General features: G+C 69.1%; 15 protein-coding genes and 1 pseudogene. 13 read left to right on the top strand and 3 right to left on the bottom strand.

The window, feature by feature from the left end; all coding sequences use genetic code 11:
* The 3 genes from K9U40_RS17190 to K9U40_RS17180 all read left to right on the top strand — a co-directional run.
* On the top strand, positions 1–1,895 hold a 1,895-nt coding region (locus K9U40_RS17190; RefSeq protein WP_282891359.1), incomplete at its 5' end, for a hypothetical protein.
* A 551-nt stretch (positions 1,896–2,446) separates the two neighbouring features.
* On the top strand, positions 2,447–4,957 hold the full coding sequence (locus K9U40_RS17185) for an alpha/beta hydrolase (RefSeq protein WP_282891357.1): 2,511 nt from the start codon (positions 2,447–2,449) through the stop codon (positions 4,955–4,957).
* A gap of 25 nt (positions 4,958–4,982) precedes the next feature.
* Complete coding sequence (locus K9U40_RS17180) at positions 4,983–5,897, top strand: alpha/beta fold hydrolase (protein WP_349239442.1); 915 nt, start codon at positions 4,983–4,985, stop codon at positions 5,895–5,897.
* A 156-nt stretch (positions 5,898–6,053) separates the two neighbouring features.
* On the opposite strand, the gene K9U40_RS17175 is transcribed toward K9U40_RS17180, so the two are convergent.
* From K9U40_RS17175 to gspD, 3 genes are read right to left on the bottom strand one after another with little or no spacing between them, the layout of a single operon-like run.
* A complete protein-coding gene (locus K9U40_RS17175; protein WP_282891356.1) occupies positions 6,054–6,587 on the bottom strand; it encodes a tetratricopeptide repeat protein in 534 nt (177 codons plus the stop codon).
* A 19-nt stretch (positions 6,588–6,606) separates the two neighbouring features.
* Complete coding sequence (locus K9U40_RS17170) at positions 6,607–7,227, bottom strand: prepilin peptidase (protein WP_282891355.1); 621 nt, start codon at positions 7,225–7,227, stop codon at positions 6,607–6,609.
* 8 nt (positions 7,228–7,235) lie between these two features.
* Complete coding sequence (gspD, locus tag K9U40_RS17165; RefSeq protein WP_282891354.1) at positions 7,236–9,488, bottom strand: type II secretion system secretin GspD; 2,253 nt, start codon at positions 9,486–9,488, stop codon at positions 7,236–7,238.
* A 504-nt stretch (positions 9,489–9,992) separates the two neighbouring features.
* On the opposite strand from gspD, the gene K9U40_RS17160 reads away from it, so the two are divergent.
* The 10 genes and pseudogenes from K9U40_RS17160 to K9U40_RS17115 form a co-directional block, all read left to right on the top strand.
* The gene (locus tag K9U40_RS17160; protein ID WP_282891353.1) at positions 9,993–11,729 is read left to right on the top strand and encodes a GspE/PulE family protein; all 1,737 of its coding nucleotides are present in this window, start codon (positions 9,993–9,995) and stop codon (positions 11,727–11,729) included.
* Complete coding sequence (locus K9U40_RS17155) at positions 11,729–12,940, top strand: type II secretion system F family protein (protein WP_282891352.1); 1,212 nt, start codon at positions 11,729–11,731, stop codon at positions 12,938–12,940. Before K9U40_RS17160 ends, K9U40_RS17155 begins: the two co-directional genes overlap by 1 nt.
* Positions 12,941–12,945: 5 nt before the next feature.
* A complete protein-coding gene (gspG, locus tag K9U40_RS17150; RefSeq protein ID WP_282891351.1) occupies positions 12,946–13,416 on the top strand; it encodes a type II secretion system major pseudopilin GspG in 471 nt (156 codons plus the stop codon).
* A complete protein-coding gene (locus K9U40_RS17145; RefSeq protein WP_282891350.1) occupies positions 13,413–13,904 on the top strand; it encodes a prepilin-type N-terminal cleavage/methylation domain-containing protein in 492 nt (163 codons plus the stop codon). The genes gspG and K9U40_RS17145 overlap by 4 nt, the downstream gene beginning before the upstream one ends.
* Positions 13,882–14,295: a prepilin-type N-terminal cleavage/methylation domain-containing protein gene (locus K9U40_RS17140; protein WP_282891349.1), complete on the top strand. Its 414-nt coding sequence runs from the start codon at positions 13,882–13,884 to the stop codon at positions 14,293–14,295. The genes K9U40_RS17145 and K9U40_RS17140 overlap by 23 nt, the downstream gene beginning before the upstream one ends.
* Complete coding sequence (locus K9U40_RS17135; protein WP_282891348.1) at positions 14,292–15,002, top strand: PulJ/GspJ family protein; 711 nt, start codon at positions 14,292–14,294, stop codon at positions 15,000–15,002. The genes K9U40_RS17140 and K9U40_RS17135 overlap by 4 nt, the downstream gene beginning before the upstream one ends.
* Positions 14,999–15,946 carry a general secretion pathway protein GspK gene (locus tag K9U40_RS17130; protein WP_282891347.1) on the top strand — a complete coding sequence of 316 codons (948 nt, stop codon included), beginning with the start codon at positions 14,999–15,001 and terminating at the stop codon, positions 15,944–15,946. The genes K9U40_RS17135 and K9U40_RS17130 overlap by 4 nt, the downstream gene beginning before the upstream one ends.
* On the top strand, positions 15,943–17,016 hold the full coding sequence (locus tag K9U40_RS17125; protein ID WP_282891346.1) for a PilN domain-containing protein: 1,074 nt from the start codon (positions 15,943–15,945) through the stop codon (positions 17,014–17,016). Before K9U40_RS17130 ends, K9U40_RS17125 begins: the two co-directional genes overlap by 4 nt.
* The gene (gene gspM, locus K9U40_RS17120) at positions 17,013–17,573 is read left to right on the top strand and encodes a type II secretion system protein GspM (RefSeq protein ID WP_282891345.1); all 561 of its coding nucleotides are present in this window, start codon (positions 17,013–17,015) and stop codon (positions 17,571–17,573) included. Before K9U40_RS17125 ends, gspM begins: the two co-directional genes overlap by 4 nt.
* Positions 17,570–17,836, top strand: a pseudogene (locus K9U40_RS17115) (hypothetical protein); the annotation flags it as partial. The gene gspM and the pseudogene K9U40_RS17115, both read left to right, overlap by 4 nt.

Genomic DNA, 17,836 nt, shown 5'->3' with positions numbered 1-17,836 from the left:
GCGCCTCCAGGGCCACCTTCGCCTTGAACTCAGCTGAATATCGCTTCCTCTTCCCGGTCATCGGGCTCGTCCTTCCGTCAGGCCGAACCAAGCTTAACTCCCTGTCCGATTTTCGGGGACCACCTCACTACATCGACCTCGCCGAAGCCGATCCAGTCGGCGGGAATACCTTATCGGGCGGCCTCCTCAAATCTGGCACATATGAAAACTGGCAAAATGAAACTTCCACCGTGCTCATTGACGGCCTTGACGAGGCCCGCCTGCGCGTGACGCAAGAGGCGTTCGAAGCATTCTTGTCAGACGTGGCTGAGATCGCAGCAAAGCGGCGCGTACCTACTGTATTATTTGGGCGAACGGGAGCAATTCAAGACGCATGGATAATCCTGTCGGATCAAATCCCAGTTTCCGTTCTCGAAATCGGATATTATGATCCCGCCAAAGCTGAGGAATTTGCCTTAGCTCGACTAGTGGCCATCAATCCTAAAAACCCGCACTTGACGTCCTGCCGTGATGCGATAGGTGTTGTACTTGGAAAACTCCGCGAGAATACGGCGCAAGACGGAGATCGCTTCGCTGGGTATGCCCCTGTGCTGAAAGTGGTTGCCGACGAAGTCGCACAAAGCAACCCCGCGGCTCTGATTGCTCGGATTAAGGCTGGCGGGCAACCGATCACCCTCCAAGACATCGTTAAAACTATCCTCGACCGAGAACACGAGAAACTGACGACCCTCACCCTTGAGCAAACTGAGCTTATGGATAGGCTTTATCTTCCGGAGGAGCAGCTTCATAGGCTTGTGGCCCGAGTCTATCGGCAACCAACGCCTGGGCTGCCCAAAATGAGCCCGAACGATGCGAAGGCGTACTCGGACGCGTTGGAAGGATGGGTTCCAGAGCACCCATTTTTGGATGGAGGAAACAAAGCGTCCTCCTCCGTCTTCGAAGCCGTAATAGCAGCGCAAGCCGTTCGTACTCCGCAAACATCCGATATCGCGATCACTAAGGAGCTAGCTCGCGGCGCGGCGGCGAATCCATTCTTGTCAGAGTTCTATTTTCTGCAACAGCAGACAAATTTTGTTCAACCGGAGCACATAGGCGTCATCTATTCGTCTATGCGGGCAAGGCTTTCGTTGGGGGATACCGCCAGCCTAACGATTGACGGCACAGAGAGCACCGACGAGTTGGAGGCACTTCGTGCCGAGATAGAGATCAGCATCACCCGAGGCGACATGGACGGCACGCAAATTCGCAGCTTCGAGAGTGAACAAGCTGGTCGAGTGCGCCTTGGCAGCCATACGCAAGATGTCGACATATCCGCACCGCAGGCGACAGTTGACATCGGGGGAGCGCAGGAAACGGTACTGGTTGCCCCAGTAAGCATTCAGTGCGGGCGCCTAGAGCTGTCAACGGAGAGACTAATTGTTGAATCCCCTCCAGGATCACCAGATGGTGCGATTTCTCTTGAGGCAGATCAGGCTGAAACAGGCACGATAACAGGCGTTCCCATACTGAATGGCGAAATCACTCTGTCGGTCAGCTGGCCGAACTCTATGGCTCATCCATGGACCAGCTTTTCCGTTGCACCATCAATTTCTCCCGATCCTCGTGTTGACGAGGCATTGCGGCGCTTCAGGAAGTTCGTAATCGCTTTCCGATCCCACTCCAAGGGAAGCCTCAAACGGTATCGAGCAAAACTTGAGCATGAGCGGATGACCAAAGGGTCAGGACGGGTGGTCTTAAATCACATGATTTCGACGGGGATCATTTCAGCTGATATGACAATGTTCACGCTTCACCCCGAAAAGCTCGCGGAACTCACTGCTATGTCGTACAGCTCATGCATGTCGCAGCAGTTCACCAAGGAAGCCGAGGCTTTCGTGAGCGCAGCGATTTCATAGCTATAATGGGAGCCATTTCTAACGCCTGGAATTCACGCGCTATGTTGTAAAATGAATCTCACTTGTCACCGCATCCAGCCAATTGCTACATTGGAGCCACAAATCCGGCGGGGCTGGTGACCTAATATCTCTTTAGTATCAACCTCTTGACTCGATTTATCGTCTTGGCGTCGGCGTCTCCCCTTGGGAGCGCCATTCTTTTCAAAGGCTTAGCCCCGCCCATCGCGGGGCTTTTGCATTTCTGGGAAGAATTTGGGGAGTATGCGTCGGCGGGATCGGGCGGGAAGCGGGAGGGCGGACGGGCTTCGCACCCCTGGCGGTCAGGATTGCGTTGACACGCCACCATGCCCCCTTTCCGAAATACAGTGCGACTCACTGCCTACCCCCAGAGGGTATGAAAGTAGAGACATCTGATTAGCAAGCAGCCATGAAAGGCGATGTCACGCCATCTCACTGGGCCGCGGTGCTCCAAGGCCTCGTTGGCGCTTCCCTTGCTCCCTCGGCCGTGGTGTTCTGTCACCAGCCGGCGAAGACCGGCGCTGGGAGACACCATGAGATACGTCCTCGCCCTCGCGCTTGGCCTTGCGCTCCATGCCCAGGCCTCTTCGGCCCAGGCCACTCCGGCCCAGGCGGCGCCGGAGCCGCTCAAGATCACGCCCACCTGCTCGCAGGAGCGTCTCTGCCACCTCAAGAAGTTCTACACCATCGGCAACTTCAGGATCGGCGGCAGCTACGATCTGAACGCCCCTGAAAAGTGGGCCGATGGCGGGGAGGGCGGCACCACCCTCGAGCAGCTCGGCGCCGGTCCGCTCAGGACCGCCTATATCGACCTCGGCACGCCGGTGCGCAACGCGGCCGGGGAGATCACCAACGCGGTGATCATCAACAATTTCTATTCCGGCGACGCCACCGACATGTATGCCCAGTGGGTGGAGGGCACGGCGCTGTCGGGCGGCTCCGTGATCGGGCCCGGCCGGGCCATCGACACCGACCAGTATTACGTGGTCATCCTCGACGCGCTCGGCCTGTGGGGCACCTCCAAGCCGTCCGAGGGGCTGGGGCAGAAGTTTCCCCAGTACAGCTACCAGGACATGGTGCAGGCCAACTACCGCATGTTGCGCGACCACCTGAAGGTGACCCGCGCGGCGCTGGTGACGGGCGTGTCCATGGGCGCGACGCAGACCTATGTCTGGGGCGTCATGCATCCCGATTTCATGAACGGCCTGATGCCCATCGGCGGCACCAGCCAGTCGGACGGCGGCGACCCGGTGGGCAACTGGACCTTCCAGCTCATGTCCGCCGCCATCGAGAGCGATCCGCAATGGCGCGCCACCGGCGGCAATTATTATAACCTGCCCAAGGAAAAGCATCCCAACCAGGGCGTGGCCTTCGGCTGGTCGGTGCTGCTGCTCACGGGCTTTGACTTCGACTTCCGCTCCCGGCAGGACTGGGCGAAAGTCCAGCCGGACATCTTCTACTGGAATCCGCCCACACCCCAGGCCGGCTCCAGCGTGAACAAGCGGGCTCTGCTGTTCGATGCGGTGGACCTGCTGTGGCGCAACCGCGCCGGCGAGCAATACAACATCAATGACCAGCTGAAGCGCATCCGGGCGCGCACGCTGGTGATGCACATCGAGAACGACCAGTGGCTCACCTTCGACCGGGCCAAGCGCACCGTGGATCTCGTGCCCGGCGCCGACTTCGTCCATGAGAGGAGCCCCGTCGCCCATTACGGCGTGTTCCCCATGCTGAAGAACCGCCAGTTCGACCCCACCGTCGCCGGCTTCCTCAGCGACGTGTCGCGCCTCACCCGCGAGCGCGATTTGGTGGCCAAGACCTACCGCACCCCCACGGTGGCCGCGAACATCACCCCGGACACGTCGTTCTGGAACACGTTTGTCACCTATCCCTTCCCGGTGAAGAAGACCAAGGCCAAGGACAGCCGCGGGGTCGAGTGGGACATCGGCTACATGGATGAATATGCCGGCACCGCGCCCAGTCCGGACGTGCTGGTGATCGTCCATGGCAAGGGCGCGTTCGGCGGCCATTACGGCAACATCATGCGCATCGCGCTGGAGCGCGGCCTCAGGGTGATCGCCGTGGACCTGCCGCACTACGGCATGTCCGGCCCCGGCAATCTCGACAAGAGCCCGGCCCGCACCATGCAGGAGATGCGGGAGGTGGTGCACGAGGTGGTGGTGAACCAGCTCAAGGTGCCAAAGGCCGCCTATCTCGGCCATTCCATGGGCGGCCAGATCGTGCTCGGCTATGCCCTCACCTGGCCCGAGGCCGTCTCCAAGCTGATCCTGGAAGCGCCCGCGGGCCTGGAGGAATATCCCCGCGAGGTGACGGTGGCGCCAGGCAAAAAGCTGGACCTGTTTGATCCCGCCTACGCCCACGACTTCGACAAGTGGAAGGCGACCTGGGACCAGACCGGCCTGCGCGACCGGGAGAAGAACCTCACCGCCCAGCAGATCGACGATTTCTTTCACTTCCGCAACCGCGATCCGGTGACCGGCGCGGTGAAGCCGCAGCGCTCGGGTTATTTCCTGCGCGACAGCGAATATGCCCGCCTGCACACCGCCCAGCGCATCGGCATGATCAAGGGCGATCCGCGCGAACTGCAGCAATGGGTGGATGTCTTCGTCTTCGACATCTACGCCATGGTGTCCGAATTGCAGGAAAAGGACCCGGCGAGCCTGTATAAAAGGCTCACGGGCATCAAGATCCCCATCTTCCTCGCCTTCGGCGACAAGGAGCCGTTCATTCCCGGCTATGCCTTCAACGGGCTCAACGACCTCTCGCGCCAGCTCATCCTGCCCTTCATGCGGCGCATGGATGCGGCGGGCGGCGATGTGCGGGTGAAGGTCTATCCGGGCACCGCCCACTTCATCCACACCGATGAGCCGGTGGCCTTCGCGCAGGATGTGGTGGACTTCGTCGAGACCGGCCGCGTGCCCAGTGCCACGCCGGCGAGCATCGACCGGCTGATCCACGGCGCGCCGGCCCAGGCCTCCACGGAGGCCGCCTCCGCCGCCGCGCCCACGGGCCTCAACAAATGATCCGCGTCGATCCGCAGGAGCGGCCATGTCCATGCTGAAGGCAGGCGAGGCAAACCTCAAATCGCAGACGGGCGATGGCAGCCTGAAGATACAAGCGGGCGACATAAAGCTCGCCTGGCGCGAATGGGGGGAGGGCGACACGGTTGTCCTCTTCATCCACGGCAACCTGGCCAGCAAGGACTGGATCGAGCTGGCCGCGCCCCACTTCCCGCGGGGCGTGCGCACCCTCGCTGTGGACTGGCGCGGCTGCGGCGACAGCGACAAGCCGGCCCCGCTGCCGGATTTCTCCAACTACTCCATTGCCCGGCATGCCGACGACATGCTGGCGGCGCTGGACGTGCTCGGCATCTCGTTCTGCCACCTCGCCACCCATTCCACGGGCGGCATCATCTCCACGCGGATGCTGCTGAAGCAGCCCGACCGTTTCGGCCGGGTATTCTCCCTGTCGCCGGTGGGACCGCAGGGCCTCGCCTTCCGTCCGGAGCAGATCGACTTCTTCGACAAGATGAAGGCGAGCCGGGAGCTGACACGGCAGGTCATGGCGTCCACCGCCATGAGCCTGTTCGAGCCGGAAAGCCTTGCCCGGGGGCCGGCCCGCTTCAAGCCGGACGCCGGGCCGCGCGCCGGCCTGTTCGAGCGCATCGTGGACCAGACCTTCGCGGTGTCCGACGGCATCTGGTTCGGCACGCCGGACACGCTGACGAAGGAGGCGGAGAGCGGCGAGCTGAAGGCGCTCATGGGCTCCATCCTCCATCCCCACCTGGTGGTCTGGGGCATGAATGACGCGATCATCGCGCAGAAGAGCCTGGAGCAGATGGCCGACCTCATGCCCGACTGCCGCTTCGTGGCGGTGCCGGGCATCGGCCATTCGCTGAACCTGGAGGCGCCGGAGCTTTATGCCGGCTATTTCGGCGCGTGGTTCGGCGGGCTGTCGTTCTGAGGCGTGTTTGAGGCGTGTCAGACCGGTGTGGCCGACCGCTCCGGCATTGTCCGCCGTTATGCACGGCCATGTGCCGGGCATCCACATCCCGCTGCCCATCTCCCGCTGCCCATCTCCCGCCGCAGAGGGGAGCATGCCGCGCCGTCGGCGTCGCGCCTATGGCACCGGCAGTCCGCGTACCGGCTCCCACTCGATGGCGAGGCGCTGGGCGGTGGCGAGCTGGGCGGGGCTCATCTTGGTGGCCACTGCGTTGCGCAGGCGGGTGTAGACGTCTCGCTCGCGCTTCGAGGCCCGCGCGGCGGCGAGGATGAGCCACTTCTGCGACAGCACCACATCCTTCTCGACGCCGCGGCCCTTGTCGTAGAGCAGGCCCAGCAGATACTGCGCCGTGGCCTCGCCCTGCTCGGCGGCGCAGCTGTACCAGCTGGCGGCCGCCACGAAATTCTGCGGCACGCCCTTGCCGTATTCGTAGAGGAAGCCGAGCAGTCCCTGGGCGCGGGGATCGCCGGCCCATGCCAGCGGCGTCAGCTCTGCGGCGGCGGCCTCGTAGTCGCCCCGCGCGTAGAGCGCGAAGGCGTGCGCGGTCGATGGCGCGCCCGCGCGGCCGGGAGCAGCGGCGAGGCCCAGTATGGCCGCGAGCAGCAGCGCCGCCAGCATCCGGCGCGGGGCAGGGGGACCCGTCAGCTTCATCTGCGCCTCCCGATCTCCCTCATGTCAGCCCCGCCATCCAGCGGTCGAACAGCCAGCCGATCCAGATGGCCGGCGCGAAGAACAGGCCGAAGGGCAGCCGGTCCCGCACGCGCGGGGCGCGGCCGGAGGTGAGGCGGGTGACGCCATAGGCGAGGAGCCCCGCGAGGGCCGCGATCTCCACCACCACCGGCATGGCCGTGACGCTGAGCCAGACCCCCGCCACCGCCGCGAGCTTCACGTCGCCCAGCCCCAGGCCGTCGCGGCCCCTGAGCGCGCGATAGGCCAGGCGGATGGCAAGGAAGACCAGCGCCAGCCCCGCGCCGCCGCCGATGGCCGCGACGAGGCCCTCGGCCGGCTCCGGCGCCGTGGTCGCGGCGTGGGCGAGGCCGAGGCCGAGGCCGGCCGCGTTCAGCGCATCGGGAATGATGAAGTGGCGCGCGTCGATGACGGCGATGGCCGCAAGCACGGGGACCAGGGCGGCGGCGAGCAGTCCGCCCGGCGCCGGCGCCACAGCGAGGCTTGCCGCCATGGCGGCGAGCACCACCGCCATGAGGGCTGTCGTGTGCGCCATCGTGAGGGCCGTCCCGCCGCCGGCACTTGCGCCGAGGGGCGGAGCGGGCGCGGCCATCTCGCGGCTCACCTTCGGGCTCATCGGGCGCCGAGCGGCGCCTGCGGGCCGCCGGGCAGGGTGGTGACGGTGCCGCGCAGCTTGGCGCGCAGCTCCTCCGCCACCGTGTGCGCATCCACGTTGTCGCGGATGATCTGGGGGCGGATGAAGATGATCAGCTCGGTGCGCTTCACCGTGCCGTTGGTATGGGCGAAGGCGTCGCCCACGCCGGGGATCTGGTCGAGGATGGGCACGCCCTGGCGCACGCCGTTGTGTCGCTCGCTGATGAGGCCGGCGAGCAGCACCGTCTGCCCGCTGGTCACCGCGATGACGCTCTTCACCTTGCGCTGGGAGACGGTGGGCGTGAGCGTGCTGGAACTGCTGCTGTTGCTGCTTGAGCCGCTGGTGGTCTCGGACTGGGTGACGTTGGAGATCTCCTGCTCGATCTCGAGGCGCACCTGGCCGTTCACGTTCACCCGCGGCACCACGTGCAGGATGATGCCGGTGTTCTTGTACTCGATGGTGTTGACCACCGTGTTCGAGGACGAGAGCACGGTGGCGCTGCCGGTGGAGACCGGCACCTCGTCGCCCACCTGGAGCGTCGCCTTCTGGTTGTCCACCACCACCACGGACGGATTGGAGAGCACCTTCACGTCGGTGACCGTGTGCAGGGCATCGAGGATGGCGCGCGGCTGGTTCTCCTTGCCGATGAGAAGGTTGAAGCCGGGCAGCACGCGGTTGATGGCCTGGTCGGTGATGTCGCTGGACAACGTGTTGAGCACCGAGCCGTTGTTGCGGCCGAGGCCGAGGTCCTTGCTGGTGAGATAGAACTGCACGCCATAGGCCAGCGTGTCGTTCAGCGTCACCTCGGCCACGGTGGCCTCGATGGCCACCTGCAATTGCGGCTGGTCGAGCTGCATCAGGGTGCGCTCGATGATGCGGTAGTTTTCCTGGCTGGCGAAGATGAGCAGCGAGTTGTTCACCGCGTCGGCGGTGATGCGGATGCCGGCGAGGAGCGCTCCCCCGCCCCCGCCACTCGCACCGCCGCCGCCCACGGGCGCGCCTTCGCTGTCGACGGCGGTCGTCTTGCCGCTGCTGCCCCCCGAGCCCTGGCTGGGCGGGGACTGACCGAGCCGCTGCTGCACCGTCAGCCCCGATCCCGAGCCGGACCCCGATCCGTTGCCGTCGCCCCCGCCGCCGGAGGAGACCGAGGCGCCGGAGCCGGGCGCGATCTGGCTCGCGGCCTGGTCGAGGCCGCTGGCCGAGCCGCCGACGAACAGGTCGTTGAGCACCTTCGCCATCTGCTTGGCGTCGCCGTAGCGCAGGCGATAGACGCGCACCCCCGCCGTGGTGTCGGAGCGGTCGAGGCGGCTGATCCAGGTTCCGGCGGTCTGCAGCAGCTCCGGCTTCTTCGCCACCACCATGATGGCGTTGAGGCGGTTGATGGCCTGGAACTTCACCATCTTGTGGCTCAGTCCGCTCTCGCCGGCGTCCATCACGTTTTCCAGCTCGGCGATGAGCGGCTCGGGCGCGCTGTTGCGCACCGGGTAGATGCCGACGGACTGGCCGCGCATCCAGTCGGCGTCGAAGGAGAGGGCGGTGTTGAGCGCGGCCTGGCGCTCCGCGGCGGTGCCCTGGATGATGAGGAGGTTGCGGCCGGCATCGGCGCGCACGGCGCCGGCCTTGGTGGCGAAGCTGTCGAGGAGCGGCATCAGCGCCTCGGCCGAGACGTAGCGCAACGGCAGCACGGAGAGGCCGTAGCCCGGCTCCGGCCGCGAGGTGCCCACATCCGCGTTGCCGCTGCCGGCCGCCTCCGAGAGCGGCACCAGCCGATAGCCGGAGGCATCGCGGATCATGGCCACGTTGTTGGTCTTCAGCGCGGTCTCGAGCACGTAGAGCAATTCAGTCTTCGGCACCGGCCGGGCCGAGGCGAGGGTGACCGTGCCCTGCACCCGCGGGTCGATGACATAGCCCACGCCCAGGATGTCGCCGAGCACCACCTTGGCGACGCTCGCCACTGGCGTGTTGTCGAAGGTGAGGTCGTAGCCGTCGCCGCCGCCGCTGACGCCGGTACGTCCGGCCACCCCCACCTCGGACCGGTCGGACACGGGCGCGGCGCTGCTGCTGCCGAAATATTCGATGGCCTTGCGATCGTCGGGGATGTCCTGCGGCCCCGGCACCGGCTTGGTCTCGCGCGGCAGGAGGTCGATGGCGCGGACCTGGTCGAGCACGCTCGGCGGCTTCACGTCGTCCGGCACCAGCGAGCACGCCGCCAGCGCCGTGGCGAGGAGCATCGCGCACGCGAAAAGCAGATTGCCCGGTCGGGAGCCGAACCGGTTTGGCCGATCTTTCCGCACTTCCACCCGATGCCTCGATAGAACCCAGCGGCCGTTCGAGGTGGAGGGCCCCGATCTCCGGACGGACGACACCTAGTATCGACGCCATATGACAGAAATATTAGGGTCACCCAAAGTTGTGGAAGGGCTGGCCCTGCACTGCGCGCGAGACGGGGTTGTTGCAGGACTGTCATGAAGCTGCCGCGAAACCTTCATGGCGTGACCCGATGATGCGGCCGCCGGCGAGAGCGTGTTCGAGCCGAATGGCTTCGCGTTCCATGAGGATCGGTTCGGCGAGGGCCCGTTCAATGAGGGGCCTTGACGGAGCATCCGCGCGGCGGCCGTCGCGGGACGATCGTCGTCCGGCGCATGCGTGAGCCTGCCCGTCGGCATGGATCAAGGTGAGGCGCGAGCGGCGAGCCACGACCGGCCGGCGCGCCGCTCGGGCGACGGGGACGCGGGATGACGGCCGACGGCGCCGGCGATTTCGTCGGCGATTTTCTGGGCTATCTGGCGCGATGCGGGCTGCTGCGGCCGGGCGATGCCGTGCTCGTGCATCCAGGTGAGGCGCGCGCCGCCGCTGCGGGCGGTTCCCTCCCCGCCGCCTCCGCGGGTGCCAGGCCGCTGCGCAAGGTGTGGGAATCCACCGAGCTTGCCGCCGGCGATTTTGCCGATGCGGTGGCCGCCTTCTGTCGCCTGCCGCGCGCGAGCCTGCCCGAGCTGATGGCGGCGCCCGCGCTGGTGTCGCATTTCTCGCCGCGCTTCCTGCGCGAGATGACCGCGCTGCCGTTTCGTGGCGCCGATGGCGCGGCGCGCCTCGCTGTCGGCGATCCCACCGACGCGGCGGTGCGGCGCGCCGCCGAGATCGCCCTGGGCGAAGAGGTCGCGCTGGTGGTCGCCTCCTTCGAGGACATCGCCACCGTGCTCACCGAGCGGCTCGGCGGCGATGAGGCGCCGGCGGCCGGGATCTCGGAAGCCGGCAGCGCGCGGGCCGACGACGACATCGACAGCCTGCGCGATCTCGCCTCGGGCGCGCCGGTGGTGCGCGCCGTCAACGACCTGTTGGAAAAGGCCATGGAGCTGCGCGCCAGCGACATCCATATCGGCCCGTTCCGGGGGAGCATCGAGGTGCGCATGCGCATCGACGGCCTGCTCAGGGTGGTGCCCGCGCCCGCCGACGTGCTGCCCCAGGCGGTGATCTCGCGCATCAAGATCCTCGCCGGCCTCGACATCGCCGAGCGCCGCCTGCCGCAGGACGGCGCGGCGCGCCTGAAGCTCGGCCGCTCCGAGATCGACGTGCGCGTGGCGCTCATGCCCACCCAGCACGGCGAGGCGGCGGTGATCCGCCTCTTGCCGCGCGACCGGGGCCTCCTGAACATGGACAAGCTCGGCCTGTCGCCGGGCGATGCGGAAATCCTCAAGCGGCTGCTGGCGCTGCCCCACGGCATGGTGGTGGTCACCGGTCCCACGGGATCGGGCAAGACCACCACGCTCGCCACCATCCTCTCCATCCTGAACGAGCCCACGCGCAAGATCCTCACCATCGAGGACCCGGTGGAATACGAGATCAAGGGCGTCTACCAGTCGCAGGTGAAGCCCGCCATCGGCCTCACCTTCGCCGCCGCCCTGCGCTCGTTCCTGCGCCACGACCCGGACGTGATCATGGTGGGCGAGGTGCGCGATCCGGAGACGGCGCACATCGCCGTGCATGCGGCGCTGACCGGCCATCTGGTGCTCACCACGCTCCATACCGACACGGCGGCGGCCTCGGTGCCGCGCCTGCTGGATCTGGGGGTGGAGGGCTTCCTGCTGAAATCCACTTTACGTGCGGTCATCGCCCAAAGGCTGGTGCGCCAGCTGTGCGACCGCTGCAAGCGGCCGCGCACCCTCACGGCGACGGACGTCGAGGACGACCCGCGCTTCTCCGCCCTCGGCTTCAACGCGGGGGAAACCGTGTACGAGCCCAAGGGCTGCGAGCGCTGCGGCGGGGCCGGCTATCGCGGGCGGGTCGGGGTGTTCGAGATCCTGACCCTCACCGAGGAGATCCGCGAGATGATCGACCGCCACGCCGGCGCCGCCGCCGTGGACAAGGCGGCCATCGCCGGCGGCATGACCACCATGCTGGACGACGGCATCCTGAAATGCCGGGCCGGCATCACCTCGCCGGCCGAGGTGCTGCGCGTGACCACCGTGCGCTGATGGCGACCTTCACCTACAGGGCCCTCACCCAGGCCGGCCAGATCGTGAGCGGCGAGATCACCGCGCCCACCGAGGCGGAGGTGCGCCGGCGCATCGAGTTCCTCGGCCTCATGCCGGTGGAGACCGCGCCGGCCCGGGCGAAGCGCGAGGGGGGGCGGTTCGGCCTGTCGCTGGGCGCGCCCAAGGCCGAGGATGTCACCCTCTTCACCCGCGACCTCGCGCTGCTGCTGAAGGCCGGCGCGCGGCTCGACGAGGCGCTGGAACTGCTCTCCGGCGACGCGGACCTCGGCCGCATGCGGGCGGTGGTGCGCAAGCTGCGCGCCGACGTGCTTGCCGGCCACAGCTTCGCCGAGGCGGCGGCGGGGGAGCCCAAGCTGTTCCCGCCGGTCTATGTGGCGCTGGTGCGGGTGGGCGAGGCGTCCGGCACCATGGACCGCATCCTCGACCTGCTCGCCCAGGAGCGGGCGCGGGCCGAGCAGCTGCGGCGCAAGCTGATGGAGGCGCTGCAATATCCCGCCTTCGTGCTGGTGGCGGCGGGCGGCGTGCTGGTGTTCTTCCTGTTGTTCGTGCTGCCCCAATTCTCCACCGTGCTGCGCGACATGGGCGCCAAGCTCGACCCCGCCGTGGAGATGCTGCTGAACCTGTCGGACCTCGCCCAGGCCCAAGGCGCCGCGCTGGGGCTGGGCGTGTGCGCACTGGTGGCGCTCGCATGGCTGGTGCTGCGGCGGCCGGCGACGCGCGCTGCCCTGATGGGCAGGCTGGCGCGGCTGCCGCTGGTCAGCACCATCCTGCTGTTCCGTCGCTCCGCCGTGTTCTGCCGCAACCTCTCCATCCTGCTGGGCAACGGCGTCACCCTCACCCAGGCGCTGCGCATCATCGTGGAGGTGATGGCGGCGGGGGATGACGCCTCGGTCTGGGCCGCCACCTCCGACAAGGTGCGCCAGGGCGCGCGGCTGTCCGATGCGGTTTCCGCTGGCGCGGCGCTGCCGCCCATGGCGGTGCGCATGCTGCGCCTCGGCGAGGAGACCGGCCAGCTCGCCATGCTGTCGGGCCGCATCGCCGATTTCTACGAGGAAAAGCTCCAGCGGGCTCTGGCGCGGGTGGTCGCGATCATCGGGCCCGCCGCCATCGTCACCATCAGCGTCGTCGTCGGCGGCCTGATCGTTTCCGTCATGACCGCGCTCCTGTCGGTCAGCCAAAGCATCGGGTGAAACGCGTGAAACAGGCTCTTCCCACGGGCGCCGCCCGCTCGTCCTCGCTTCGCCGGCGCCGCCGGGCCGAGGGCGGCTACACTCTCGTGGAGCTGCTGGTGGTCATCACCATCATCGGCCTCATCGTCGCCTTGGTGGGGCCGCGGGTGCTCGGCTATCTCGGCGACAGCAAGGTGAAGACCGCGAAGATCCAGATCCAGGGCTTCTCCAGCGCCCTCGATTTGTTCTATCTCGACACCGGCCGCTATCCCTCCACCTCGGAGGGGCTGGCGGCGCTGGTCCAGCGCACCCCCGGCGCGGCCACCTGGAACGGGCCGTACCTGAAGGGTGGAACCCTGCCGTCCGATCCCTGGGGCAAGCCCTATATCTATCGCGCGCCGGGCGAGCACGGCGCCTACGACATCGTCTCCCGCGGCTCGGACGGGCAGGAGGGCGGCACCGGCACCAACGCCGACATCACGAGCTGGTCGAAGTGAGCGGCGCGCGCACCATCGCTCCCGCATCGGGGCAGGCGGGCTTCAGCCTGCTGGAGGTGGTGTGCGCGCTGGCCATCGTCGCGGCGCTGGCGGCCCTCGCCTTGCCGCGGCTGCCGCTCGGAACCTCGCGCCAGCGGCTGAAGGCCTATGCGGTGGAGACCGCCGCCCTCCTCAAGGCCGACCGCGCCGCCGCCCTGCGCCGCGGAACGCAGGTGACGACCGAGGTGAACGCCGCTCAAGGCCGCATCCGCTCCGGCGCGGGGGGGCGGCAGGGCGCGCGCGAGGTGCGCATTCCCGGCGACGTGCGCATGACCGCCGTGCTGCCGACCGTCTGCAACGGCCGCGCGGCGGGTGGGCGCATCGGCTTCCTGCCCTCGGGCCTGTCGTGCGGCGGGGTGGTCGCCCTCACCCGCAACGGCGCCGGCTACGAGGTGCGGGTGAACTGGCTGACGGGAGGGGTGGAGATTGTCCCGCGCCTCAAGTCCTGATGCCGCGGCCGGCGTGGCGGGAAGCGCCGGCTTCACCCTCATCGAGGTGCTGGTGGCGCTTGCCGTGGCGGCGGCGGCGCTGGCCGCCATCGGCCAGCTCATGGGCGCCAACGGGCGCGGCGCCCGGGCGCTGGAGGCGCGCGCCGGCCTCCTCTCCGCTGCCCGGGCCGTGGAGGCCGGCATTCCGGCCCGGCGCGACCTCGCTCTTGGCCGTACCGATGGCGACATTGCCGGCCATGGCTGGCGCATGGATGTGCGCCCCCTCGAGGTGGCCGGCGTGCCCGAAGGCTCGAAATGGACACCGCGCGACGTGGTGATCCGCGTCCGCGCGCCCTCCGGTGCCCTGGTGGTGCTGGAGACGGTGCGCCTCGTGCCGGCAGCGGCCGAATGAGCCGGGCCTTTCCCCAGCGGGCGTCCACCGCCGGCTTCAGCCTTGTCGAGGTGCTGGTGGCGCTGACGCTGACCGGCCTCGTGCTCTCGGCCCTGGCCATGCTGACGGGCCAGTGGCTGCCCAACTGGCAGCGCGGCCTTGCCCGCGTGGAGGCGAGCGAAGTGATCGCCCTCGCCGTGGATCGGATGGCCGCCGATCTTGCCGCCGCCGAATTCGTTCCCGCCAGCCTGACGGCCAAGGGGCCCCTGTTCGCGGGCACGGCATCGTCAGTGGTGTTCGTGCGCACCGCGCTCGGGCCCAATGCGCGGCCGGGGCTCGAAATCGTCGAGCTGTCGGAGGCGGGGGGCTCGGGGCTCGCGCGGCGCACGGCGCCGTTCGCGCCCCGCCCGGCCGATGCCGGCCTGCCGCCGTTCGGCGCGCCGGTGCCGCTGGTGGGCGCGTCCTATCGCGTCTCCTTCTCCTATGCCGGCCGCGACGGGGTCTGGCGCGACGGCTGGACCGGGGCGGCCACGCTGCCGCGGGCGGTGCGCATGGTGATCCGCGACGCCCGCACCGGCCGGGCGCTCGACGCCTCCAGCGCGGTGGCGATCCGTGCCGAATTGCCCGCGGCCTGCGTCACCGACGAGACCCGGCGCGTGTGCGCCAAGCCGCGCCCGGCCGGAACCGGGCCGCAGGCAGATGAGGGACCGGAAGGGGACGCGCCATGACCACCTTGCGCGCGCGCCTCCTCCCGCCCGCGGCCGGCGTCACCGCCGATCCGGCCCGCGCGCGGCGCGACGGCTTCATCCTGGTGGCGGTGCTGTGGATCCTCGCCGCGCTCGCCACCCTCGCCACGGCCTATGCGGTCTACCTCTCCAGCACCGCCACCGCCGCCTCGGCGCGGGACGACGGCCTTCTCGCCCACGGCCTCGCCACCGCGGCGGTGGAGATCGCGGCCCTGCGCCTCGTCGCCGTGCCGAAGGACAGGAGGCCCTCCAGCGGCGAGGTGGCGTTCCGGATGGGCAAGGCCGACGTGCGCGCCACCTTCGTGGGCGAGGCCGCCCGCATCGACCTCAACGCGGCGCCGAAGGAGCTGCTCGCCGGCCTGTTCGCGGCGCTGGGCGCGCAACCAGAGGCGGCGGCGGATCATGCCGACCGCATCATCGCCTTCCGATCGCCCGCCTCCGGCGACGGCGGGCGCGAGGCCGATCTCTATCGCGACGCCGGCCTCGACCACGGCCCGAGGCACGACCCCTTCGTGCATGTGGAGGAGATCTGGCGCGTGGCGGGCCTGCCGCCGGCGCTGGTGGAGCGGGCCCTGCCGCATCTCACCGTGTTCAGCGGGCGCGGCGAGATCAACGCGGCCGACGCGGACCCGGTGGTGCGCGCGGCCCTGCCCGGCGCCTCGCCGCCGGACGCGGGCGAGGGAGGGGACAAGGGCGAGGCCGCACCCGCCGCGCCGCCCGGCACCATGAGCGCGGCGAGCGACGCGGTGCGCGTGCGCATCTGCATGGATTTCGACACCGGGCGCCGCCGGTCGGCGGAGGCGGTGATCCTGCTGCGCGACTTCGGCGACGATCCCTACCGCGTTCTGTCGTGGCGGGAGGATGCGGACCTGCCCGAAGCGGACGCGCCCCCGCCCCCGCGCCCGAGGGGAGAGCGCCGGCCATGACGCAGATGACCACCCGCCCTCCCTCCTCCGGCCTCTCCCTCACGCGCCTGCTCGATGGCTTCTCGGCCTTCATCGACCTTGCCGCCGGCTGCATCGCGGACCTTGCCGGCCGTCTCGCGCGCGGCGCGCCGGTGCGCATCGTCGAGGACAAAGCGGGGTTCTTCGTGCTGGAGCAGGCGGAGGCGGCGCCCCCCTTCCGGCTGGATGGCGCCGGCCCGCTTCCGCCGGAGGTCTCGGCCGCGCTGGCCGGGCGCGAGGCGGAGCTGGCGCTCGATCCCGCCCGTTTCCTGTTCCGGCCGCTGGAGCTGCCGAGGGGGGCCGCGGCGTTTCTCGACGGCATCGTGCGCTCCCAGATCGACCGCCTCACGCCCTGGAGCGCGGCGGGGGCGGCCTATGGCTTCACGCCGCCGCAGGAGGCGCCGGACGACCGCCTCACCCTCACGGTGGCCGCTACCGCGCGGGCCCGCATTGCGCCGCTGGTGGACGGGCTGAAGGCTGCGGGCGCCGGCGCCATCGTGGTCACCACCCGGATGGGTGATGCCGGCGCGCCCATTCGGGTGCTCGACCACGCCGCCGGTGCGGCCCCGGCGGCGTCCGGCGTGCGGCGGATCCTGCTTGCGGTGCTCGGGGGCGCGGCGGCGGCCGCGATGACGGCCCTCGTCGTCTCGGGGATCGTCGGGAGCAGCCTCGACGCCGAGCTCGACGACATCACCCAACGGATCGCCGATCAGCGCCGGGCCATGATCGCCGCGCGTGACGGGCAAGGCGGCGGCCTCGTCGCCGGCCTCGAGCGGCGCAAGCGCGAGGTGCCCGCCGCCGTGCTGGTGCTGGAGGCGCTCTCGCAGGTGCTGCCCGACGACACCTATGTCACCGAGCTGCAGATGGAGGGCGACAAGGTGGAGGTGGCCGGCATCTCGCGGGAGGCTGCGGCCCTGATCCGCCTTCTGGAGCAGTCGCGCCAGTTCGCCGAGGCCACCTTCGTGGCGCCCACCACCCGCCAGCCGGGCGAGGCCGGCGAGCGCTTCCACATCGCTGCACGCATCCTCCTGCCCATGGAGGCCGCCCGATGAGCCTCCTGTCCGCCGTCTTGCCCGCCTCCCTCCCGGCCGGCCGGCGGCCGCTGCTCGCCATGCTGGGCTATGGGGCGCTGGTGGTGGCGCTGCTCGCCGTCGCGGCGGGCGCTGTCGGCGAACTGATGGACAAGCGCGCTGCCGTGGCCGAGGCCTCCGACGCCCTCGACCGGCTTCAGGGCCGAAAGCCCGCGCGCGCGGGCGACGGGGCGGAGCCGTGGGCCGGCTCCCCGATGCTGGAAGGGCCCACGGTGACGGTGGCCGGCGCCGCGCTGATGCAGCGTGTCGCCGCCGCCGCGGAACGTGCGGGCGGGCGCATCACGTCGTCCCGGCCGGAGCTTCAGGGCGCGACCTATGGGGCGGGCGCCGTCGCGGTGGCGGCGAGCCTCGACATCGGCGAGGACGACCTCCAGAAGCTGCTGTACGATCTGGAGGCGGGCCAGCCCTTCCTGTTCGTGGACCAGCTGGTGGTGCAGGGGCGCGGGCAGGGCAGCGCGCAGCCCGGAATGCTGAACGTGACGCTCACGGTGTATGGCCAGTGGCGGGGCGCGCCATGAAGATGCTTGTCATCGCGCTGAGCGTGGCGGGGCTGGCGGGGCTGGCCGTGCCCGCGCGTGCGGCCTCCGACCTCGAAGCGCCCGCCGCGCCGGCCGGCCCGGTGGAGGTCCGCGCGGCCGGGGAGGCCGCTGCAACGCCCCGACGCCCGCCGGCCCCGGCGGCAGGGCGGGGCAACCCGCTGTGGTCCGTCCCCCTCGAAAGCCTCGAGGCCACCCGCGCCCGGCCGATCTTCACCCCGTCCCGGCGCCCGCCACCTCCGGCC

The sequence above is a fragment of the Xanthobacter autotrophicus genome, from assembly GCF_030015065.1.
Lineage (GTDB): Bacteria > Pseudomonadota > Alphaproteobacteria > Rhizobiales > Xanthobacteraceae > Xanthobacter > Xanthobacter autotrophicus_D.
This window is presented reverse-complemented; position numbering and strand designations above follow the sequence as displayed.